This window comes from Frigoriflavimonas asaccharolytica (genome assembly GCF_013294015.1).
Lineage (GTDB): Bacteria > Bacteroidota > Bacteroidia > Flavobacteriales > Weeksellaceae > Frigoriflavimonas > Frigoriflavimonas asaccharolytica.
This window is the reverse complement of record NZ_JABSNO010000035.1, coordinates 1-20,814: the sequence shown is the minus strand read 5'-3', so window position 1 is coordinate 20,814 and position 20,814 is coordinate 1. Positions and strand designations below refer to the sequence as shown.

General features: G+C 32.2%; 22 protein-coding genes and 3 tRNA genes. 18 read left to right on the top strand and 7 right to left on the bottom strand.

The window, feature by feature from the left end; genetic code table 11:
* Positions 1-498, top strand: a 498-nt coding sequence (locus tag HNQ03_RS15045; protein ID WP_173780521.1) for an ISAon1 family transposase, incomplete at its 5' end; no start/stop codon positions are given.
* 383 nt (positions 499-881) lie between these two features.
* Here HNQ03_RS15045 and HNQ03_RS15040 read toward each other — a convergent pair.
* The 3 genes from HNQ03_RS15040 to HNQ03_RS15030 all read right to left on the bottom strand — a co-directional run bounded on the left by HNQ03_RS15040 (position 882) and on the right by HNQ03_RS15030 (position 2,997).
* Entirely contained in the window at positions 882-1,106 is a 225-nt protein-coding gene (locus HNQ03_RS15040) for a DUF3820 family protein (RefSeq protein WP_173780524.1), read from the bottom strand.
* Positions 1,106-2,191: an AI-2E family transporter gene (locus tag HNQ03_RS15035; RefSeq protein ID WP_173780520.1), complete on the bottom strand. Its 1,086-nt coding sequence runs from the start codon at positions 2,189-2,191 to the stop codon at positions 1,106-1,108. The genes HNQ03_RS15040 and HNQ03_RS15035 overlap by 1 nt, the downstream gene beginning before the upstream one ends.
* Positions 2,192-2,262: 71 nt before the next feature.
* Entirely contained in the window at positions 2,263-2,997 is a 735-nt protein-coding gene (locus HNQ03_RS15030) for a hypothetical protein (protein ID WP_173780519.1), read from the bottom strand.
* Positions 2,998-3,044: 47 nt separating this feature from the next.
* Here HNQ03_RS15030 and HNQ03_RS15025 point away from each other — a divergent pair, with 47 nt between their 5' ends.
* The 14 genes from HNQ03_RS15025 (at position 3,045) to HNQ03_RS14960 (ending at position 17,555) form a co-directional block, all read left to right on the top strand.
* Entirely contained in the window at positions 3,045-4,022 is a 978-nt protein-coding gene (locus HNQ03_RS15025; protein WP_173780518.1) for an aminodeoxychorismate synthase component I, read from the top strand.
* Positions 4,006-4,632, top strand: a complete 627-nt coding sequence (locus HNQ03_RS15020; protein ID WP_173780517.1) for an aminotransferase class IV — start codon at positions 4,006-4,008, stop codon at positions 4,630-4,632. Before HNQ03_RS15025 ends, HNQ03_RS15020 begins: the two co-directional genes overlap by 17 nt.
* Positions 4,633-4,676: 44 nt before the next feature.
* Positions 4,677-5,411: a DUF2071 domain-containing protein gene (locus HNQ03_RS15015; protein WP_173780516.1), complete on the top strand. Its 735-nt coding sequence runs from the start codon at positions 4,677-4,679 to the stop codon at positions 5,409-5,411.
* Positions 5,402-6,172 carry a class I SAM-dependent methyltransferase gene (locus HNQ03_RS15010; protein ID WP_173780515.1) on the top strand — a complete coding sequence of 257 codons (771 nt, stop codon included), beginning with the start codon at positions 5,402-5,404 and terminating at the stop codon, positions 6,170-6,172. The genes HNQ03_RS15015 and HNQ03_RS15010 overlap by 10 nt, the downstream gene beginning before the upstream one ends.
* The gene (locus HNQ03_RS15005) at positions 6,156-6,551 is read left to right on the top strand and encodes a hypothetical protein (protein WP_173780514.1); all 396 of its coding nucleotides are present in this window, start codon (positions 6,156-6,158) and stop codon (positions 6,549-6,551) included. The genes HNQ03_RS15010 and HNQ03_RS15005 overlap by 17 nt, the downstream gene beginning before the upstream one ends.
* Before the next feature lie 83 nt (positions 6,552-6,634).
* A complete protein-coding gene (locus tag HNQ03_RS15000; RefSeq protein WP_173780513.1) occupies positions 6,635-9,346 on the top strand; it encodes a TonB-dependent receptor in 2,712 nt (903 codons plus the stop codon).
* Between the two features lie 184 nt (positions 9,347-9,530).
* On the top strand, positions 9,531-10,397 hold the full coding sequence (locus HNQ03_RS14995; RefSeq protein ID WP_173780512.1) for a GLPGLI family protein: 867 nt from the start codon (positions 9,531-9,533) through the stop codon (positions 10,395-10,397).
* A 19-nt stretch (positions 10,398-10,416) separates the two neighbouring features.
* Positions 10,417-11,310, top strand: a complete 894-nt coding sequence (locus HNQ03_RS14990) for a GLPGLI family protein (RefSeq protein ID WP_173780511.1) — start codon at positions 10,417-10,419, stop codon at positions 11,308-11,310.
* A 114-nt stretch (positions 11,311-11,424) separates the two neighbouring features.
* The gene (locus HNQ03_RS14985; RefSeq protein WP_226927531.1) at positions 11,425-11,676 is read left to right on the top strand and encodes a FeoA family protein; all 252 of its coding nucleotides are present in this window, start codon (positions 11,425-11,427) and stop codon (positions 11,674-11,676) included.
* A 121-nt stretch (positions 11,677-11,797) separates the two neighbouring features.
* The gene (gene feoB, locus HNQ03_RS14980; protein WP_173780510.1) at positions 11,798-13,834 is read left to right on the top strand and encodes a ferrous iron transport protein B; all 2,037 of its coding nucleotides are present in this window, start codon (positions 11,798-11,800) and stop codon (positions 13,832-13,834) included.
* A gap of 391 nt (positions 13,835-14,225) precedes the next feature.
* Complete coding sequence (gene glmM, locus HNQ03_RS14975) at positions 14,226-15,608, top strand: phosphoglucosamine mutase (RefSeq protein ID WP_173780509.1); 1,383 nt, start codon at positions 14,226-14,228, stop codon at positions 15,606-15,608.
* Positions 15,609-15,643: 35 nt separating this feature from the next.
* Positions 15,644-15,868: a hypothetical protein gene (locus tag HNQ03_RS14970; protein ID WP_173780508.1), complete on the top strand. Its 225-nt coding sequence runs from the start codon at positions 15,644-15,646 to the stop codon at positions 15,866-15,868.
* On the top strand, positions 15,852-16,151 hold the full coding sequence (locus HNQ03_RS14965) for a type II toxin-antitoxin system RelE/ParE family toxin (RefSeq protein ID WP_173780507.1): 300 nt from the start codon (positions 15,852-15,854) through the stop codon (positions 16,149-16,151). Before HNQ03_RS14970 ends, HNQ03_RS14965 begins: the two co-directional genes overlap by 17 nt.
* Before the next feature lie 60 nt (positions 16,152-16,211).
* Complete coding sequence (locus tag HNQ03_RS14960) at positions 16,212-17,555, top strand: tetratricopeptide repeat protein (RefSeq protein WP_173780506.1); 1,344 nt, start codon at positions 16,212-16,214, stop codon at positions 17,553-17,555.
* 64 nt (positions 17,556-17,619) lie between these two features.
* Here the strand turns inward: HNQ03_RS14960 and HNQ03_RS14955 are convergent, their stop codons facing one another.
* The 3 genes from HNQ03_RS14955 to HNQ03_RS14945 form a co-directional block, all read right to left on the bottom strand.
* Positions 17,620-18,540, bottom strand: coding sequence for a DMT family transporter (locus tag HNQ03_RS14955; protein ID WP_194305200.1), 921 nt, complete (start codon positions 18,538-18,540; stop codon positions 17,620-17,622).
* Positions 18,541-18,617: 77 nt separating this feature from the next.
* The gene (aat, locus tag HNQ03_RS14950; protein WP_173780505.1) at positions 18,618-19,259 is read right to left on the bottom strand and encodes a leucyl/phenylalanyl-tRNA--protein transferase; all 642 of its coding nucleotides are present in this window, start codon (positions 19,257-19,259) and stop codon (positions 18,618-18,620) included.
* A 69-nt stretch (positions 19,260-19,328) separates the two neighbouring features.
* The gene (locus HNQ03_RS14945) at positions 19,329-19,715 is read right to left on the bottom strand and encodes a DUF3127 domain-containing protein (protein WP_173780504.1); all 387 of its coding nucleotides are present in this window, start codon (positions 19,713-19,715) and stop codon (positions 19,329-19,331) included.
* Positions 19,716-19,872: 157 nt separating this feature from the next.
* On the opposite strand from HNQ03_RS14945, the gene HNQ03_RS14940 reads away from it, so the two are divergent.
* From HNQ03_RS14940 to HNQ03_RS14930, 3 genes are all read left to right on the top strand, one after another.
* Positions 19,873-19,957 (top strand) — tRNA-Leu (locus tag HNQ03_RS14940).
* 30 nt (positions 19,958-19,987) lie between these two features.
* Positions 19,988-20,060: transfer RNA gene (locus HNQ03_RS14935), tRNA-Gly, on the top strand.
* Positions 20,061-20,067: 7 nt separating this feature from the next.
* A tRNA-Leu gene (locus tag HNQ03_RS14930) sits at positions 20,068-20,151 on the top strand.
* 165 nt (positions 20,152-20,316) lie between these two features.
* Here HNQ03_RS14930 and HNQ03_RS14925 read toward each other — a convergent pair.
* Positions 20,317-20,814, bottom strand: a 498-nt coding sequence (locus HNQ03_RS14925) for a transposase (protein WP_173780503.1), incomplete at its 5' end; no start/stop codon positions are given.

Below are 20,814 nucleotides of genomic sequence, written 5' to 3'. Positions count from 1 at the left end.
GATATGGAAAATGACTGGATTATCGAAAATAAAAAAAAAGAAAAACCTTTACCCATCGAAGTTTTTGAAAATGGAGATACCAGAAAACAGCTTTTGGCAAGAAGCCGGTATTTGCTTTACAAAAGTCAAGAAAAATGGACAGAAACTCAAGAAGAACGCGCAAAAATCCTTTTTGAAAACTATCCAGACATTGAAAAAGCTTATGGTTTAACGAATGGATTACGGCAAATTTACAATCAAAAAACCGTGAAAGATGTTGCGATGTTAAAATTGGCACATTGGTTTAAAGATGTTGAAAATGCTGGCTTTAAATCGTTCAATACATTGGTAAGAACCATCACTCAACATTACAATGATATATTGAATTATTTCATAAACAGAAGTACGAATGCGAGTGCCGAATCTTTTAATGCAAAAATAAAAAACTTCCGAATGCAACTTCGTGGTGTAACAGATCGGAAATTTTTCTTGTTCAGATTAACACAGATTTTTGCTTAGTCCCCAAGTTTTGTGCGTGATCCGTTATACGATATTTTGAAAAATAAAATTAAATAAATATTTCTACAATATTAAGTGCTTTTAGTGAAAATTATTCTAATTATTTTTGAAAAAATTCTTTTTTATCGACCATTCAATATCCTTGAAATTTGATTTTAAATTTGATTTTAAAAGAAAATGCCGCACAGAAGACAAATTCTGGCGACAGGTAAATTAGTTTTTATATTAATCGATATGAGAGGACTTACTTTCTCTTAAAACAAAAGACACTATATTGATGGAAATATACCAACATGACAAGCAAAAAAGGAAGGTAATTAATCACGCATCAAAAAGTTTTGATGATGTAACTAAATTATTATTTAAATCGATTTTTAAAGGTCTTATTTCCCCTTCATCAAAGGTCTCACCAAATCCATCAAACCATTTAATTTTATTTCATAAACGGTAGCCATTTGCATTCTTAACTTTCCGGGAGGCATTCCTTTTCGTTGAAACCATTCTAGGTAAAAATCTGGAAGATTGATAAGCAAAGTTCCTTTGTATTTTCCAAATGGCATTTTCGTTACCATTATCTCTTCCAAAATCTCTGGGCGAAATCCTTCCATCACAATTCCAAAATTATTTTTTGTTCAATTTCTTGTTCAGATGGCAATTGCAACTCTGGAGGTTGCTCTTCATCATTAAATTCATCCTTATATATTTGCACCAAAAGCACCGTCATGGAAACCAATATTGGCCCGAAAATCAATCCCATAAATCCAAAAATATTTATCCCCATAATAATTCCAAAAACAGTATTCAAAGGATGTATGTTTTCAAGCTTTTTTAATAATGTAAATCTCAAAATATTATCTGTAAGTCCTACTGCTACAATGCAATAGATTAACAAACCTACTCCACCAAAAGTATTTCCCTCGGCAATCATAAATATACAAACTGGCACAAATACAATAGAACCGCCAACAATAGGCAACATTGCCGTAACGGAAGTAAGTGCAAATAACAACATGGGACTTGGCGCATCAAATATGAAATAACCTACCACAGCTACAATACCTTGTCCAACAGCAACTACAGGCAATCCAACAGCATTTGCAGTTAGTAATTTTCTGAATTTTTGACCGATTTTTGCTCTATTTGCTTTTTTAAATGGTAATGCATTTATTGCTAATTTCTCAAAAACTCGAGGTCTTTCAAACATAAAATAAAGCAAAAAATACATTGAGGATAATACTGTTGCCGTATTTAAAGTTGTATTTAATGCAGCGGTAGATATAGACCCTAAATTACTTTTTAATTTATCAATATTTTCTTTACTCAGAATATCTATGCTCGTTTGCTGCATAATATAATCATGGATTTTATCTACAAACACATTTAGTTTTTCTAAATATTGAGATGCATTACCCACTTTTGCAATCACAGTATCAACAATGAAATATACTGGCAAAACAATGATAATTAAACTAATAACAATAATGAATATAGAAGAAAGCCAAGGTTTCCATCCTTTTTTTTCTATCAAATAAAAATTTAAATCTCTACAAATTACATACAAAGTTATCGCCCCTAAAACAGATGGCAAAAAGAGCGCAAGATTATAAACAATAAGTATTATTAATGCGCTTATTATAAGAATTAAGAATATTTGTTTAATTTTTAAACCATTCAATTGCTCGTTATTTTCCATAATTTCTGGGTATTTATCTAGTTTTCAAGATTTTCAAAAATACAATAATGATTTTGATAAATAGTTTATATTTAAACGACATTCTTTTCATTATTCTCATGAAAAATCTGAGAATATAAAGTATAAATCATCGCGTTTGAAAAAGGCAACACAAATAATAAGGGTAGCAGAAGCAAAGAGCCAACAATTTTAAAAATGAAAGCAACCAATAAGCCTACAAAGATGATCATCGGATATTTTCTAATTGCATGAAAATTGAGCGAGAAGGTTTCAAAAATTCTTTTATTCATAAAAAACATCAAAGGTCCTGTGAAAAGTGTGATCAAAATCCACATCAATCCCAAAATAATAGTAGGTGCAGTATAAGAGAATATGATGAACCAAAATAAATAAAAACTAATAAATTTAAAAAAATTAATTCCTAAATATCCAACAAACAGATCTTTTAATTCGGTTTTTTCACCAAGATCCATTTTCCTATAAATTTGAAAAAAGCCAATGTTTAAAGGGTAAAGAAATACCAAAGTTCCCAAGATGATGTAATAAAATGAAATAAAATTCGGGTTTTCCGCAATCTTATTAACTTCATTTTGATAAACTACCACATCTTCATTTGCCTTAGAAATTGCAGATATATATTGATCTAGCAAACCATAATCTGTCGCAAAATACGTCAAAACAAATAGCAAAATTGAAAGATATACAAGGCTGAAAATCAGTTGATAAACCAATGTTTTGCTCCAATATTTAAAGGCTTTTCTTAATATTTCGTCCGCACCAATTTCTGGCAAATTTGCTTCCTTCATTTTTAAATTTTTGCAAAAATAAGGTTTAAAAACTATATTTTTGCAATATGAAAATCAATAAAAATTCTAATTTTAAAAGAATGGACGACCTTTCTCTCCAGAAAAAGCCGTTCTTTTTTATGATAGATTTTTTAATGGAGAATATTATCGTTCATGAAAATCATGATTTAGAAAATTCAAACTTATTGATTGATTTCCCAAATTTTGAATTTTATCCAAAATCGAATGATTTATGTAGAGAAATTGAGTTGATGTCTTTCCCAGAAACTATAGAAGATTACCTTCCTGGTTTTGATTTTGTTCAAAATAATTTGAAAAGGGGAAATTCTTATCTTACGAACTACACCAGAAAAACAAAAATTGAAACCAACTACTCTTTAGAAGAAATATTCTACCTTGCTAAAGCAAAATATAAAGTGCTTTGCAAAAATGAATTTGTCTTTTTTTCACCAGAAACTTTTGTGGAAATTAATGGTCAAAAAATTTCTACACATCCCATGAAAGGGACCATTGATGCGGAAATAGAAAATGCAATTGAGGTTTTGAAAAACGATAAAAAAGAAAAAGCCGAGCACTACACTGTAGTAGATTTATTGAGGAATGATTTGAGCATGGTTGCAAATCATGTGAAAGTAGACGAATTTCAAAGGATAGATTTTTTGAAAACACATCAAAAAAATCTCTACGCCATGAGTTCAGAAATTTCTGGAACTTTGAAGCCTGAATTTCACAATAAAATTGGAAGTATATTGCAAACCTTACTTCCAGCAGGATCTATTTTGGGCGCACCAAAGAAAAAAACGCTAGAGATAATTTTGGAGGCAGAAGATTTTAATCGTGGATATTATACTGGAATTTGCGGTTATTTTGATGGTGAAAATCTAGATTCTTGTGTAATGATTCGCTTTATAGAAAAAGAAAACGACCAATTATTTTTCAAAAGTGGTGGTGGAATTACGCATCAAAGCAAAATGCAAGACGAATACGAAGAAGTAAAAAACAAAATATATGTACCAATTCATTGAAAGTATAAAAATACAAGATCAAAAAATTTATTTGCTAGATCTTCATCAAAAAAGGATGAACGAAACTTTTGCCAATTTTGGTAAAGAAGGATCTTTAGATTTGGAAAAAATTTACAAAAATTTGAATCATGATGATAATGGTTTGTATAAATTGAGAATCGTGTATGATTTGGAAAAAAAATTTACTTCACAACTGATTCCGTATGCTTTTCCGCAGATAGAAACTTTTCAATTAGTAGAAAACAATACATTGGATTACTCCTTCAAATTTGAAGATAGAAAAGTGTTTGATCAGATGAAAAACACTGCAAAAGCAGAAGAAATCATCATCGTGAAGAACAATCACATCACAGATTCTTCTTACGCAAATTTACTTTTCTTGAAAGAAAAACAATGGTTTGCACCCACTACTTTTTTATTAAATGGCGTGCAAAGGCAACATCTTTTGCAATCTAAAAAAATAAAAGAAACCGAAATTACGCTCCAAAATTTGAAAGAATTTTCTCACTTTCAAATCATCAATGCGATGAATACGATGGACAATGATTTTGTGTATCCGCTTCATAAAATCAGGAATTTACCAGAATCCAAAGAATATTTGGGACTTTAATTTGGTAGTGAATTTTAATCTTTTTCATAAATAAATTGAAGTGTATGGATTACTTAAAAAATCATCCTTTTGCTGTAGAAGCCCATTTTGATAGTTCTTTGGTACTCACTTTCGCAGTGCCAAAAGAGCAGTTGCAAACCTTAATTCCAGAATGCTTGGAATTGGATTTGTTTGAGGATAAATTTGCCTTTGTAGCCGTTGCGATGGTACAAACGAAACATTTGAGGCCAAAAGGTTTCCCAAAATTTATGGGAAACAATTTCTTCTTAATCGGCTATCGAATTTTCGTGAGATATACGAATGATAAGGGAAAAAAATTACGCGGTTTATACATTATCAAATCTGAAACAGACCAGAAAAAAATGGAATTTTTTGGCAATATTTTTACGCATTATAATTATAAAACTACAGATATTTCTCAACAGAGTTCTGGAAAATTTAAAACTATAAAATCCTCTTTATCAGACTTTCATGTAAAAGTTGAAGCCACAGAGGAAGAAATTGCTTTACCGGAAAACTCACCATTCCCAGATTGGAAAGCAGCACGCAGATTTGCCGGACCTTTACCTTTCACATTTACTTATGATGATGAAAAAAAATCTGTGCTAATAATTGAGGGTGTTCGCTCAAATTGGACACCAAAACCCGTGAAAGTTGTAGATTTTCATTTCAAATTTTTGGAACAAAATGTTTTTCAAAATCGAGTTTTGGCAAACGCTTTTGAAATTACGAATATTCCATATTGGTGGAAAAAAGGGAAAGTAGAACAATGGAAATAAAACGAAAACCACTGCAAGGTGTTGCAAATATTGTCCGCTTCAATTGGCATTTTTATGCCATCATTTTGAGCTACTTTATCTTGAGTTTTTTCTTGTTTAAAATTGTTGTACTTCCAAATTTGATTGCTGATTTGATTTCATTTTTAAATATAATCATTGCATCGGTTGTTGGAATTTCTCTTCTTGTTTCTGCTTACGTTTACGATTTTTCTAAACTCTACAATTTTTCATTTTTAAATGATTTAAAATTTAATGGAGCAGCGAAAATCGCCAATATCAACGCTGGTTTTGATGAAACTTCGGCGATTTTAAAACAAAATTTTTCATTGAACAAAATAGAAATGCTGGATTTTTATGATGAAAAAGTGCATACCGAAGTTTCTATAAAAAGAGCTAGAAAATTATACCCAAACTCTCCAGAAACCCTTAAAATAAATACCAAAGAAATTCCTTTTCCCAATAATTATTTTGATGCTATTTTTCTCATTTTTGCCGCACACGAAATTAGAAGTAATGAAGAAAGAATTAAATTTTTTCAGGAATTAAATAGGATTTCGAAAGAAAATTCAAGCATAATAATCGTGGAGCATCTTCGAGATTTGCCCAATTTTCTAGCTTATAATATCGGGTTTTTCCATTTTTTGTCGCTCAAAACATGGAAAAAAAATTTTGAAAATTCAAATTTTAATATTGTGAAGCATTCAAAACCAAACCCTTTCGTTAATGTAATTTATTTAAATAAAAATGGAAATACACCTTAAAATTATCGGCGTTTTACTTATTCTACTTTCACTAGTACATTTTGATCTGCCAAAAAGATTTGATTGGAAAAATAATCTTGCCGGTCTCAATTTGTTTAACCGCCAAATGTTCAAAGTACACGTGGTTTTCATCATGATGATGGAAATTCTATTGGGGATTTTATTTTTCACCTCATCTGTAGAGTTGGTCAATACCAATCTCGGGAAAAAAATCTGCCTCGGTTTAGGATTTTTCTGGGGATTGAGAGCTGTTTTTCAGTTTTTCGTTTATTCGCCAAAATTGTGGCGCGGCAAAACTTTTGAAACCATCATCCATATTTTATTCTCAATTCTTTGGTTTTACCTTACAATTATTTTTTTCGTTATCGCTTTTCAATAATATTTTTGCTTGAGATTTAACTTTGTAACAAATTGCTAATCTATAGTACTTATATTACGTAAAAATAACCAAAACTTTCTACCATGAAAAAACATCTATCCGTTTTCCTTTTTCTATTTTTGATGATAAACGCTTTTGCCCAGAAAACAGTTTCTGGTGTAGTAAAAAATAACGAGGGAGAAAGAGTTCCGAGTGCAAGTGTAACTGTAGAAGAACCAGGCAAAGATGCCATTATTGCTTATGCAATTTCCAATTCTAAGGGAGAATATACCGTTACTTTTACCTCATCTGCTGCAAATGTAGACGTGAAAATAAAAGCTTTCAACCATAAAGCTACAACGCAACAAATAAAAAATGATACCCAAACTTACAATTTCAATCTTCAGACGGAAGCTACAGAAATTGAAGAAGTAAAGCTAAAAACGAGAATCATTACCAAAAAAGGAGATACCATTGAGTATAATCTAAAGGAATTTGAAAATAAAAATGATAGAACTTTAGCAGATGTTCTTGCAAAAATTCCTGGTGTTGAAGTAAACAAAGATGGTTCTGTACTTTATCAAGGAGAGCCGCTGATAAAATTTTATGTAAACGGGAAAGATATTATGGAAGGTGGATATGGCATCATCAATAAAGCACTACCGAAAGATGCTGTAGCAAGTGTTCAGGTTTTGGAAAACCATCAACCTGTGAAAATTTTGGAAGACAAAGTACCGTCTGACCAAGCTGCATTTAACATTAAATTGAAAAAACAAGTGACGATGACGGGTCGTGCAGAAATAGGAGCAGGAACCAATATTGGAGAATCTGCTTTAGGTGATGATGCACTTTTTAATGCGAAAGTAACTCCCATGTTCTTCGGGCAAAAAAACCAATGGGTTGTTAATTATAAAGCGAATAATGTCGGAGATCCTGTTGAAAATGAAGGAAATTTATTCTCTTTCGGTAGTAGGTTTGAAGGAACAAGAAGAAGCAATGCACAAAATAGCTGGCTAGATGTGGAAAAAGCTTCTACACCAAACCTACCTATATCTAGATATTTGTTTAATAGAGTACATTATTTTTCCGCAAATGTATTAACAACGCCTTTCAAAAATAAAGAATGGGAGCTAAAAGCTTCTGGATCTTATACGAATAATGATGTAGAAAGAGCTTCGTACACAGAAAGATTTGATAAGCTTTTTAACCAAACATCAACATTTGAAAGAGACAATCGTTTTTTTACAAACAAAGCAAAAGGTGAATTAATTTTTACGAAAAATGCAAAATTGGGCTTCTTTAAAAACGTTACAACATTCAATCAGTATTGGAATGCAGACAGAGCAAATGTAAATCTTTTTGATGGCGCTAAAAACGAAAGAAAATTTTCTGAACAAGCTTTAGAATCCCCTTCTACCTCTTTTCAAAACTCCTTAAGCACCATTATCCCTTGGAAAAGCAAATTGCTAAATTTACAGTCTTTTATCAGTTATCAAAATGATGATCAAACTTTAAGAAGTTCCCCAGGTAATTATTTGTTTTTTCCAGGAACAATTCCATCTCAAAATTTATTTGAAAATGCTGAGAAAATCAATCAGTATTTCAATATAGAAACTTTTGAGGCAAATCATTCCGCAACAATGGGTTTTACATATAAAAAATGGACAATCACCCCAGAAATAGGCTATAATTTTTTAACCAATGATGTCTATTCTCAATTAACTCAAATATCTGCAGGCAATCAATTTGGGTATGGACCAGCATTTAATAATGATTTGAAATTTCGCCAATCTGTACCTTATGCAAATCTTGGGTTGAATTATAAAAATGAAAACTGGAGTGCAAGCATCCGTTTACCAGCAAACTTTACCAATATTACCGCAGAAGATCCTTTAAGAAATTTGAACCAAGATTTTAGTAAAACTACTTTCGAGCCTTCTGGTTTTGTACAATATAGTTTCGCATCTTTCTTCAAAACTTCTGTTTTTGGGAATGTAAACTACAGATTTGCAGATGTTAATAATTTGTACGCAGGTTATATTTTAGGAAACCCTACCAATATATCTTCAAATGACTTTACAAATCCTGTATCAGAAAATTTAAGTAAAAGTGCAGGTGGTAGATTAGAATACAGAAACCCGCTGAATAATTTATTTTTTAATGTAAATTACAACTACTCCAACACAAAAAATAATTTGATTTCAGATTTTACAGGAGACGGAACTGGTTTTGGAGTTTTAAAATTTGTAGAAAGAGACAACGAGTTTGTGAGCAATTCTCAAAATGTAGAAGTAGGAAAATATTTCCCGAAATACAAATCCAACGTTTCTGTGAGCTTCAGAAATTCAGATTCTACTTCTGAATTGGCAAGATTAGGAGATTTTTATGATAATGATAGTTCTTCCCAAAATTTGGGTTTCAAATTGAACAATTCTTTCTTTAGTTGGATGAGTTTTGATTACAATTTTACGATGGGTTGGAGTACAAATGAAAGTATCTTCGCCTCTACGAGCAATGAAAGTTTCAATCATAATTTGAATTTAATATTCTACCCAATAGAAAATCATTCTATAGCTCTTAATTGGGATCAGATCAACAGTTCACTAGCTGGACAAACCTACAAAAATGCATTTTATGATCTTACCTACCAATTTGCATGGAGCAAAAAGAATATAGATTTTGAACTAAAATGGCTAAATATTGCCAACAAAAATTTATTTGAAAGAATAGATGATGGTGCATTTTCTACCAGCATCAGCAGAATACAAATTCGCCCAAGCCAAATAATGGCAACTGTGAAATTTAATTTTAAATAAAAACTTACAAATACCCTTAATGCCGTTCGGAAATTTCTGAACGGCATTTTTTTTGTTTAATCATGTTTAAATTAATAAAAAAACCTGGATTTAATTTCAAAAAATACTTTATCTCAAACAAAAAAATCAGGAAAAATTTGTAACAAACTACAGCACAATCTTACTAATTAAATAAATAATCAAAATGAAAAAACAGATTACAATTTTGATGCTCCTATTTGCATTCACAGCGCAAGCACAAGTAATGGCAAATAGATTCTTCTATGAACTGACCTACAAACCAAAAAAAGATTCTGCAAAACTTCAAAATGTGATGACTGTTTTAGATATTGTCCCTGGAAAATCTGTTTACCAAGATTATATTATTGTAGAACAGGATTCTGTAAGGCGAATCGCTGCTAAGAAATTAGAAAGAGATTTTAATTTTGATAAAATGATGAATTCCGTGGTTAATCCAAAATTTACATATCGTGTTTCGAAAGAGTATCCTTCGATGAAAAGTACGTATCAAGATGCAATCAGTATGAAAGTTTTCGGTTATGACGAACAATTAAAATTTGATTGGAAAATTCTCCCAGAAAGACAAAAAATAGAAGAATATAATACACAAAAAGCAACTGTAGATTTTGGCGGAAGAAAATGGACAGCTTGGTTTTCTACAGATATTCCTTTTTCAGATGGACCCTATAAATTTAGTGGACTGCCTGGCTTAATTGTGAAAATTGAAGACGCTGAAAAAAATTATTCTTGGCTATTAAAGGGCAACAAAACTGTAGAAGTAATTTCTGCAGATGAAGAATTAGAGAAAAAAGCATCCCAATACGGACTTTCAACAAAGGTGAGCATTATTCCAAAAGAAAAATTCGAGAAAGCTTATCAAAACTACAAAGCAGATCCGTTGGCAGAGGCAAGACCAATGATGAGCAATAAGGAAGTAATGAATATGAAATTACCTGGCAGCGAAATGACGATGGCTGAAATGCTGAAAAAAGCTGAAAAAATGGCAAATGAAATGTTTAATTCAAATAACAATCCTATTGAAATTCAATAAAAAATAATAAATAATCAAAATGAAAAAATATTTTATCCTTACGCTTTTAGCGTTCTCATTCATAGCACAAGCACAAGTAACGGCAAATAGATTCTTCTATGAATTGACCTACAAACCAAAAAAAGACTCTGCGAAAGTAGAAAAAGTGATGATGTCTTTAGATATCACGCCAGAAAAATCAATTTTTAGAGATTATACCGCAATAGCACAAGATTCTCTTTTGCAAATAAAAGTAGAAGCGATGCAAAAAGCAGGCGTTTTCAAAGATCTTTCTAAAGATTATACGATGCCAAAATTTTCTTTCAAAATAGACAAAGCATATCCTTCTATGGAAATGCAATTTTCTGAAGAAGTAGTAAATGGAAGATCAACCTTGTATATGGCATACAAAGAAACTCCAAAATTCGATTGGAAAATAGAAGCTGAAACCATGAAAATCGGTGAATATAAAACTCAAAAAGCAACCACAAAATTTGGTGGCAGAACTTGGACAGCATGGTTTAGCAAAGATATTCCATTTCAAGATGGACCTTACAAATTTTCTGGACTTCCTGGTTTAATAGTGAAAATAGAAGATGCAGATCAAAACTATTCTTGGGAATTAAAAGGGAACAGACCCGTGAAAGATTTTGTAGAATACACCTACTTCCAAAAACTACAATCTGGTGGAATGCCGAAAACCATAGATATGGATAGAGCAAAATTTGAAGATAAAATAATTGAATACAAAAACGATCCTTTTGCTTCAGTTCGTGGTCAAATGTCGAAAGAAGTATTAGCATACAAGATGCCTGGAAGTGATAAAACAGTAGGAGAAATGGTGAAAGAACAAGAAAAAATGTTGAAGGATTTGTATAGTGCAGTAGATAATCCTATCGAAATGCAAGCAATTACAACAAAAAAGAAAAAATAATTTTTATAGTTTAATCCGAAATTTACGTTTCGGATTTTTTTATGACAAATAATATGTTTACCCCTTATTTAGATTAAATTTAAATAACCTATATTTGCCCTACAAAACAAAGCATTGAAACAAGATATATCTAATAAACTATGTTGCTTCCCAAAAAATAAATTGGGTAGAATCGCTGGTTATGAAAATGAACATCTGCAAATGCCCAACAAAATCATTGAAATGGGACTTTTGCCAGAGACGTGTTTCAAGATTTTGTATCAAGCACCTTTCAAAGGTCCACTTTTTATAGAATTTGGCGATGAAAAGTGCAGAATTGCATTGCGAGAAGAAGAAGCAAGATACATTATCGTAGAAGAAATTTAAAAATATTTAAGTTTTAAATATTTTATCTTTTTTACTTTAAATTGCAATTCTATAATTTATGCTTTTGTTTCATTTATGGATTAAAAAAAATCAGTTTTCCAAAATTTTGCCTTAAAATAAAATGCCGCAAAACACTTCCAAAAAACAAATCCTGCTTGTAGGAAACCCAAACGTAGGAAAATCTACCGTTTTCAATCATCTTTGCAACAAAACACAAAAAACTGGAAATTATGCAGGTGTTACGGTTGCTAGTCATTTGGGAAAATATTCCTACAAAAATGAAGATGTAGAAGTAGTAGATTTACCAGGTTCTTACAGCATCTATCCCACTTCCGAAGATGAAGCCATTTTTTCAAAATTTTTAATAGAAGAACAGGAAGAATATTCTGGTGTAGTTTATATGCTAGAAGCTTTGAGCATCAAAAGAGGATTATTACTTTTTCAACAGATACAAGATTTAGGAATTCCAGTAATTCTAGTTGTAAATCAGATAGACCAAAGCGAAAGACGCGGTGTAACACTAGAAGTAGAAAAATTGGCAGAACTACTGAATGTAAAAATAATTCGCACCAACGCAAAGAAAAATATTGGTTTAGATGAATTGCGAGAATCAATTTTCAATAATGAATTTAGAAAAGCGAGCCAAGTCTCTTTTGAAATTCCTTTGGAGCAAAAAGGATTAATTTTCAAAATTTTATCCAATACAAAAGAACACAACCAATACAAAGTCTGGACTTTGCTTGCTTCCGATACTTATTTAGGTAAATTAGAATCAGTAGAAGAAAAAATTTCTAAAGAAGATGCTAAATGTCTTGTTCCCAAAAGATTGCAGACGCAAGAAACCATAAGACGCTACCAAAATATAGACAAAATTATTTCCCAAGTTGTGCACAAAAAAGCGCAATTCAAAGAATTACTTACCGAGAAACTAGACCGTGTTTTGGTGCATCCATTTTGGGGTTATGTAGTTTTTGCGGTTATTATATTATTATTATTTCAAAGTGTATTTTTCCTCGCAGAATATCCGATGGGTTGGATAGAAGAAACCTTTCTTTGGCTAGCAAAAACAGCTAACGAAATTTTGCCAGAAGGTCCTATAAACAGTTTAATTTCCAGCGGAATAATTCCTGGGATTGGCGGAATTATCATATTCGCACCACAGATCGGAATTTTATTATACTTCCTCTATTTATTAGAAGATAGCGGATACATGTCTAGAGTAGTATTTTTGATGGATAGGCTTTTGCGTCCATTTGGTTTGAATGGAAAAAGCATTGTTCCATTAGTTTCCGGTACAGCATGCGCAATACCAGCAATCATGTCTACCAGAAATATAGAAAACGTAAAAGAAAGACTAATTACAATTTTGGTAACTCCTTTTATGACTTGCGCGGCACGGCTTCCCGTTTACAGCATCATCATTGGTTTAGTTATCTCAGACGATACGTTTTTAGGCATCAATCACAAAGCAATTGCTCTTATGGCAATGTACCTATTAGGTTTTGCAATGTCTATGGTTGCAGCTTTTATTCTAAAATTTGTAATTAAAAATAAAGGAAAAACATTTTTGGTAATGGATTTACCAACATACAAAATGCCCCTTTTTGGTTATGATTTCAAATTAGTTTTAGGTAAAGTTTGGGAATTTATCACAGGTGCCGGAAAAATAATATTTTTGGTAAGCATCGTTATCTGGTTTTTCAGCTATATTGGGCCAACTACAAATGATAAAGATTTTGTTTCCACAGATGTAACTCTACAAAATTCCTATTTGGCAAAAATGGGAAAAACCATAGAACCTGCCATTGCACCACTCGGATATGATTGGAAAATGGGAGTTGGAATCCTCACCAGTTTTGTGGCAAGAGAAGTTTTTGTAGGCACAATGTCTACGCTATATAGTTTGGGAGATGATGAGCCAGAAACGAAAATAATAGACAAAATGCGGAATGACAAAAAACCGAATGGAGAACCTGTTTTCACATTTGCAACCGGTCTTTCTATTTTAATATTTTATGCATTTGCCATGCAATGTGTTTCTACAATTGCCGTTGTATATAAAGAAACAAAATCTTGGAAATGGACAATCATACAAGCAAGTGCAATGTCCGTTTTAGCCTATTTTGCCTCTCTCATTGTTTACCAAATTTTTAAATAATATGGGAACTTCTTTAATATTTCAATATGTTTTGGTAGCATTAATAGTGCTATTTGCAATCTATTACCTATATAAAATTATCAGTAAAAATTTTTCACCGCAAAAATTTAAGTCTAAAAAAACAGGCTGCGATAGCGATTGTGGATGTTCTTGAAAAAGAAATAATTCCTTTTAAAACAATTTACAGACTATCCATTACAATCTTTTTATTTAAACATTGAGCTTAGCAAAAAAGGATTTCCACTTCCAAACGAGGAAAGAGTTTCGTTGAATCCTCTAAAAAAACAAAATTTGAGGCAATCTAGCCTAGGAAATTTTGATTTTTTCACAAATTCTCAAAGCAAAACTATTTCCGTATTTTTGCAAAAGCAATTTTTTATAAATTTATTCTATGGCATTAATTAAAAGCATTTCAGGAATCCGCGGAACCATCGGCGGAAAAGTAGACGATAATCTTACACCGTTAGATGTAGTAAAATTTTCTGCAGCTTTCGGAACCTGGCTGCAAACCAATAAAAATAAAAAAAACCTAACGATTGTTGTAGGTAGAGATGCCAGAATTTCTGGTAAAATGGTGAATTCTTTGGTCTGTGCTACTTTGCAAGGTTTAGGAATAAACGTAATAGATCTCGGACTTTCTACCACGCCAACGGTAGAAGTAATGGTGCCAAAATTAAATGCAGACGGTGGAATAATTTTAACAGCATCGCACAATCCCAAAGAATGGAATGCGCTGAAATTATTAAATGAAAAAGGAGAATTCATCAATAGTGAAAATGGTGCAGATGTACTAAAATTGGCCGAAAATGAGGCCTTTAATTTCGCAGAAGTAGACGATTTGGGTAGTTATGAAGTAGATGATACTGCTTTTGATATTCACATACAGCAGATTTTAGATTTGCCGATGGTAGATGCAGAAGCAATTAGAGCAAAAAATTATAAAGTAGTTCTAGATGCTGTAAATTCTACTGGCGGTATTGCAATTCCGATGCTTTTGGAAAAATTGGGCTGCGAAACCGTAAAATTATATTGCGAACCAAACGGACATTTTCCACACAATCCAGAACCTTTGAAGGAGCATTTGGGAGATATTTGTGAACTGATGAAAACGGAAAAAGCAGATGTAGGAATTGTGGTAGATCCAGATGTAGATCGTTTGGCTTTGGTAGATGAAAATGGAGATTTGTTTGGAGAAGAATATACTTTGGTTGCCGTTGCAGATTATCTATTGAAGCACAAAAAAGGAGTGGCAGTTTCAAACTTAAGTTCTAGCAGAGCTTTGCGAGATGTAGCGATAAAACATGATTCAGAATATTTTGCAAGTGCAGTTGGCGAAGTGAACGTTGTGAATTTAATGAAAGAAAAAAACGCCGTAATTGGTGGTGAAGGAAACGGTGGAATCATCTATCCAGATTTGCACTACGGAAGAGATTCTTTGGTAGGTGTGGCTTTATTTTTGACGCATTTGGCAAAGGAAAACAAAACGGTATCAGAATTGCGAGCTACTTATCCTAGTTACTTCATGGGTAAAAAGAAAATACAATTGACGCCAGAAATAGACGTAGATTCTCTATTAAAAAAGATGGAAAAAGAATACGAAAACGAAGAAATTTCTACTATTGACGGCGTAAAAATAGATTTTGAAAGCAATTGGGTGCATCTTAGAAAATCTAATACAGAGCCAATAATCAGAATTTATACCGAAGCATTTTCTCAAGAAGAAGCAGATGATTTGGGAGATAAAATGATAGAAAAAATTAAAAGTTTAATTTAATTTTAAATTTCTTAACTTTAATTAAAATTTGAGAGATGACGATTACCATAAATCCGAAAGACGAACAAGAATCCGAAAAAGTCAAAGCTTATTTAGTAACTAATGAGGTTGAATTTGTAGAAAATGAGTTTGAAAATGATTGGTGGGACGAAATTGCAGATGCCGAAAAGCTTTCCATTGAAAGAGGATTAGAAGATTCTCGAGAAGGGAAAACAAAACCTCACTCTGAAGCCAGAAAGGTATATGGAAAATATTTATAAAATAATTTGGACAGATTTTGCTTTAGATGAACTGGCTGATACTTTTGAATATTTAGAAACGTTTTTTGGTGAAAAAGAATTAAAATTTTTGGCAAACGAGATAGAAAAAGTAATTTCTATAATTGCGAAAAACCCATTGGCTTTTCAAATTTCTATCAAAAAAAGTGTTCATAAAATAGTCATAGCAAAATATAATACAATGTATTACAAAATTGTTGGAGAAACAGTGGAAATAGTGTCTTTCTTTTCTAATCGACAGCATCCAGACAAGGCAAACTATTAAATATAAATCGGATTTTTAACTAAAATTATATGTTGAAAACTGAAAATCAAAAAAAATATATTGGAAGAATTTTTTGAAAATGAACTTGTAAAAAAGTTCGAAGACATGATAGAAAATAACTTAGAGCTCTACTTTGATACGGAAGAGCTAGAAGATATTATTATCTATTATCTAGAATTAGGAGATTTGAAAAATGCAGAAAACGTCGTAAATTATGGATTAAAACTGCATCCCAATTCTATCGAAATAAAAGTAAAACAGCTAGAAGTTCTCATAGAGTTTGAATTTTATGCTCCCGCAAAAGAACTTTTGAAAGAATTACAAGCTGTAGCTGGAGAAAGTACAGACTATCTTGCTTGTTGCGCAAAATTCTATTCCAACCTTGGAAATCCTAAGAAAGCTATTGAATATTGCAAAAAAGCCATAGAATTAGGTGAAGAATTAAATTTTCTACACAATTTTATTGCTGATGAATGTGTGAATTTAGAAGATCCATTTACAGCTTTAAGGCATTATCGTTTGGCTTTGGAAGAAGATCCAGAAGACGAATATGCGCTAGAAAACATAATGGCATGCTTCATAGATCTTAAAAAATCTGAAGAGGCAATTCAGTTTTTAAATGCCTATCTAGACGATTACCCATTTTCAGAAATTGCTTGGTACGAATATGGACAATTCTACTTCAACCAAAAAAATTACGAAGAAGCCATCAAAGGTTTTGATTATCTTTTGGCAATAAATTCTGAAGCCGTAAGTGTATATTCTAACAAAGCGGTTTGTTTAGAAAATCTAGAAAAATACAAAGAAGCAATTTCGGTTTACGAAGAAATGCTGGAACTGGAATTTACCAAAGCATTCACGTTTTACAAAATTGGTTTGGCCTACAAACAGCTAAAACAATGGGTTCCTGCATTGATATCTTTTCAAAAATCTTTGATAGAAGATCCACAATTTTATCTATCTATGATGGAACAAAGCAAGGTTTACGAAGAAATGGGCGGTATGAAGGAAGCTTTGTATTTCGCAAAAGAGGCACTTAATTTAAATGAAAATCAAGTAGATTATCAGAAAAGAGTGGCCTTTCTTTTAATAGATGATGGAAAATTGGAAGAAAGTTTGGTTTGCTTAAAAAAATTAATAGAAATAGAGCCAGATCGCTTTTACAATTGGTACGCTTTTGCAGAAGTTTTGATGCTGTTGGGCGAATATGAAGATGCAATTACTCTTTTAAAAGAAGGATTGAAAAATCATAAAAGAGCAGAATTGCTATATCAATTGAGCAATTGCTATTTTATTTTGAAACAAGAAAAAGAAGGCGAAGTTTATCTTGAAAAAGCAAAAACTTTGGATGCGACAATTGCTTCGGAAATGGAACAGAAATACCCTTTTATAAAGAGAAAATAATATTTTACGCATTTAAAGCGCTGCATTTAGTAATATAAATGCAGCTTTTTTTTTGCTCAAAAACCTACAAAATCTTCTTTTCTAAATTTTTTGCGCGTAAAAATAAAAGGCCGGAAACAATTACTATTCCGCCAATTATCTGTCCTGTTGTCAAAGTTTCACCGTCCAAAACTCCCCAAATAATTGCGACAATTGGCATCAATAATGTAACCGTAGAAGCAAATAGTGGTGTTGAAATATTCAGCAATCTATAGTTGAGCATCATCGCGAAACCCGTCCCAAAAATAGATAATAGCGCAACATATCCTAAACCAATAAAATGACCTTCATCCGGCACAAAATCTCTCACAAAACCAGCCGACAACAATGCAATAAATGATGGTAAAAGAAGTACGAAAGAAAAGACAAAACTGCTCAAAATTTTCGCAGAAATCCCTTGAAGTTTAGATTTCACAGTAGTAACGTTGATGGCATATCCTAAAACTGCTGTTAATAAAAGCAGCACCGGAAAAAATTTGATATTTCCACCACTTCCATTGCTTAATGCGATGATGCACGCACCAGAAAAACTAATACCAACACCTATCAATTGGCGTTTTGTGGTTTTAAATTTCCAGAAAATTGCACCTACCATTATTACTAAAATAGGCAACATAGAATTGATGATGCCCGCAATGCTGCTGCTCACCATTTTTTGCGCAACTGGAAACAGAAACATCGGAATAAAATTACCAGAAAAAGCGGCTATCAAAAGCCATTTCAACTGTTTTTTTGGGAATTTTTTGATGTTAAGAATTGCAATTGGAAGTAAAATTATACCTGCAATTAAAATCCGCAAAGCACCCACTTCGTATGGATTGTAGTGGACAAGAGATTTTTTTATTAATATAAATGATGAGCCCCAAATAATGCTTAAAACTATTAAAAGCAACCATTTTTCTCGTTCTACAGAAATTTTTCCAGCGCTTTTTTTTTGATTATTCATTGGTGTAAGTCTAATTTTTCTAAAGTGCAAATTTAAGCTAATATTCTAGGTTAAATGTTTTTAATTATTTTGAAGTTTCACTTTCTATCCAAATTATCTAAATATTCTATTTTTGAAATTTCTGTTGCACCCAAACTAACCAAATGATTTGTTTTTACCTGACAATCTATCAAACTAAAAACATCCTTATATTTCTCCACAAAATAAATAAACCCTGCTTTAGAAGCATTGCTTACGTGGGCAAACATGCTTTCTCCACAGAATATTTTATTGATGATTAATCCATAAAAACCACCAACCAATGCTCCATTTTGCCAAACTTCAACACTTTTTGCGATGCCCATTAAATGCAAATCATGATAAGTTTTTAGAAAATCTGAAGAAATCCAGGTTCCATCTTCATCTTTTCTTTTGATTTTCTGGCAATTTTCCATCACCTCGTAAAAACATTGATTTTCTGTAAAGGTAAATACACCATCTCGAAAAACTTTTCGCATAGATTTAGAAATTTTCAAATCTTGAGGGAATAGCACACATCTTGGATCTGGACACCACCACAAAATTTCTTCAGTTGGATTGTACCAAGGAAAAAGCCCGCATTCATAAGCAAAAAGCACTCTTTCTGTGCTCAAATCTCCACCTAATGCGATAATGCCTTCGTCTGGATTGTATGCTCTAGGATCTGGGAAAGAAATTTCGTCTGGTGAAAGTCTTATCATTATTATAAAAGTAAAATCCTGCTAAAAATTGGCAGGATTAAATTGATTTTGTTTTGAATAAAATATTAATTAAAATGGCAATCCATCGTCATCATCATTATCATCAGCGAAAGGATTGTCCTCTTTTACAGGTGCTGCAGCAGAATTAGAAGGTGCTGCTTGCGTAGGTTCTGATGAATTTGCTGTTAATTTTTCTATTCTCCAACCATTTATAGAGTTAAAGTACTTTACTTCATTTTGAGGGCTCGTCCATTCTCTACCTCGGATGTTGATGCCTATTTTCACCTCATCACCTTCGCTGAAACCATCTAATATTGCAGCTTTTTCTGATAAAAATTCTATATTTATCGGTTGAGGATACTGTTCTTGTGTCATCAATACGCATTCCTTTTTTTGAAAACCACTTGGGAAAGTCTGTAATTCCGAGATTTTTTTTATTGTGCCTTGTAATTCCATAATTAAATTTCTTAAAGTGTAAAAATAGTAAATAGATTTGTAATAAACCAAATAGAATAGATAGAAATATTTTGAAATAAAAAAAGAAAACCTTGCTCTTATTAAGAAAAAGTACTATATTTGCACTCACAAAAAAAGAAAAGAAGTTCAATTTAAAGCGGATGTGGTGGAATTGGTAGACACGCCAGACTTAGGATCTGGTGCCGTGAGGTGTGTGGGTTCGAGTCCCTTCATCCGCACCATTTTTTAATTTTTTTTAAAAAAATTTCTACGCGAAAATAGCTCAGCTGGTAGAGCGCAACCTTGCCAAGGTTGAGGTCGCGGGTTCGAGCCCCGTTTTTCGCTCACACTTGCCTTGGTGGTGGAATTGGTAGACACGCAGGACTTAAAATCCTGTATCAGTAATGATGTACGGGTTCAAGTCCCGTCCGAGGTACTTTAAACCCTCATAATCTTTTGATTGTGAGGGTTTTTTGTGTTTAAGGGGGAAGAAATACGGGACTATGTATGAAAAGGGGATCACGCACAAAACTTGGGGACTAAGCAAAAATCTGTGTTAATCTGAACAAGAAAAATTTGGATCACGCACAAAACTTGGGGACTAAGCAAAAATCTGTGTTAATCTGAACAAGAAAAATTTCCGATCTGTTACACCACGAAGTTGCATTCGGAAGTTTTTTATTTTTGCATTAAAAGATTCGGCACTCGCATTCGTACTTCTGTTGATGAAATAATTTAGAATATCATTGTAATGTTGTGTAATGGTTCTCACCAATGTATTGAACGATTTAAAACCAGCATTTTCTATATCTTTAAACCAATGCGCCAATTTTAACATCGCAACATCTTTCACGGTTTTTTGATTGTAAATTTGCCGTAATCCATTCGTTAAACTATAAGCTTTCTCTAAATCTGGATAGTTTTCAAAAAGGATTTTTGCGCGCTCTTGTTGAGTTTCTGTCCATTTTTCTTGACTTTTATAAAGCAAATACCGGCTTCTTGTTAAAAGCTGTTTTCTGGTATCTCCATTTTCAAAAACTTCGATGGGTAAAGGTTTTTCTTTTTTTTTATTTTCGATAATCCAGTCATTTTCCATATC

Bases quoted from the DNA above. Each gene is read 5' to 3' on its own strand.
- HNQ03_RS15040 (WP_173780524.1), bottom strand. From the start codon at position 1,106: ATGGAAGGATTTCGCCCAGAGATTTTGGAAGAGATAATGGTAACGAAA.
- HNQ03_RS14990 (WP_173780511.1), top strand. From the start codon at position 10,417: ATGAAAAAATATTTTATCCTTACGCTTTTAGCGTTCTCATTCATAGCA.
- HNQ03_RS15030 (WP_173780519.1), bottom strand. From the start codon at position 2,997: ATGAAGGAAGCAAATTTGCCAGAAATTGGTGCGGACGAAATATTAAGA.
- HNQ03_RS14970 (WP_173780508.1), top strand. From the start codon at position 15,644: ATGACGATTACCATAAATCCGAAAGACGAACAAGAATCCGAAAAAGTC.
- feoB (WP_173780510.1), top strand. From the start codon at position 11,798: ATGCCGCAAAACACTTCCAAAAAACAAATCCTGCTTGTAGGAAACCCA.
- HNQ03_RS14965 (WP_173780507.1), top strand. From the start codon at position 15,852: ATGGAAAATATTTATAAAATAATTTGGACAGATTTTGCTTTAGATGAA.
- HNQ03_RS15000 (WP_173780513.1), top strand. From the start codon at position 6,635: ATGAAAAAACATCTATCCGTTTTCCTTTTTCTATTTTTGATGATAAAC.
- HNQ03_RS14995 (WP_173780512.1), top strand. From the start codon at position 9,531: ATGAAAAAACAGATTACAATTTTGATGCTCCTATTTGCATTCACAGCG.
- HNQ03_RS15025 (WP_173780518.1), top strand. From the start codon at position 3,045: ATGAAAATCAATAAAAATTCTAATTTTAAAAGAATGGACGACCTTTCT.
- glmM (WP_173780509.1), top strand. From the start codon at position 14,226: ATGGCATTAATTAAAAGCATTTCAGGAATCCGCGGAACCATCGGCGGA.
- HNQ03_RS15010 (WP_173780515.1), top strand. From the start codon at position 5,402: ATGGAAATAAAACGAAAACCACTGCAAGGTGTTGCAAATATTGTCCGC.
- HNQ03_RS14955 (WP_194305200.1), bottom strand. From the start codon at position 18,540: ATGAATAATCAAAAAAAAAGCGCTGGAAAAATTTCTGTAGAACGAGAA.
- HNQ03_RS15015 (WP_173780516.1), top strand. From the start codon at position 4,677: ATGGATTACTTAAAAAATCATCCTTTTGCTGTAGAAGCCCATTTTGAT.
- HNQ03_RS15035 (WP_173780520.1), bottom strand. From the start codon at position 2,191: ATGGAAAATAACGAGCAATTGAATGGTTTAAAAATTAAACAAATATTC.
- HNQ03_RS15020 (WP_173780517.1), top strand. From the start codon at position 4,006: ATGTACCAATTCATTGAAAGTATAAAAATACAAGATCAAAAAATTTAT.
- aat (WP_173780505.1), bottom strand. From the start codon at position 19,259: ATGATAAGACTTTCACCAGACGAAATTTCTTTCCCAGATCCTAGAGCA.
- HNQ03_RS14945 (WP_173780504.1), bottom strand. From the start codon at position 19,715: ATGGAATTACAAGGCACAATAAAAAAAATCTCGGAATTACAGACTTTC.
- HNQ03_RS15005 (WP_173780514.1), top strand. From the start codon at position 6,156: ATGGAAATACACCTTAAAATTATCGGCGTTTTACTTATTCTACTTTCA.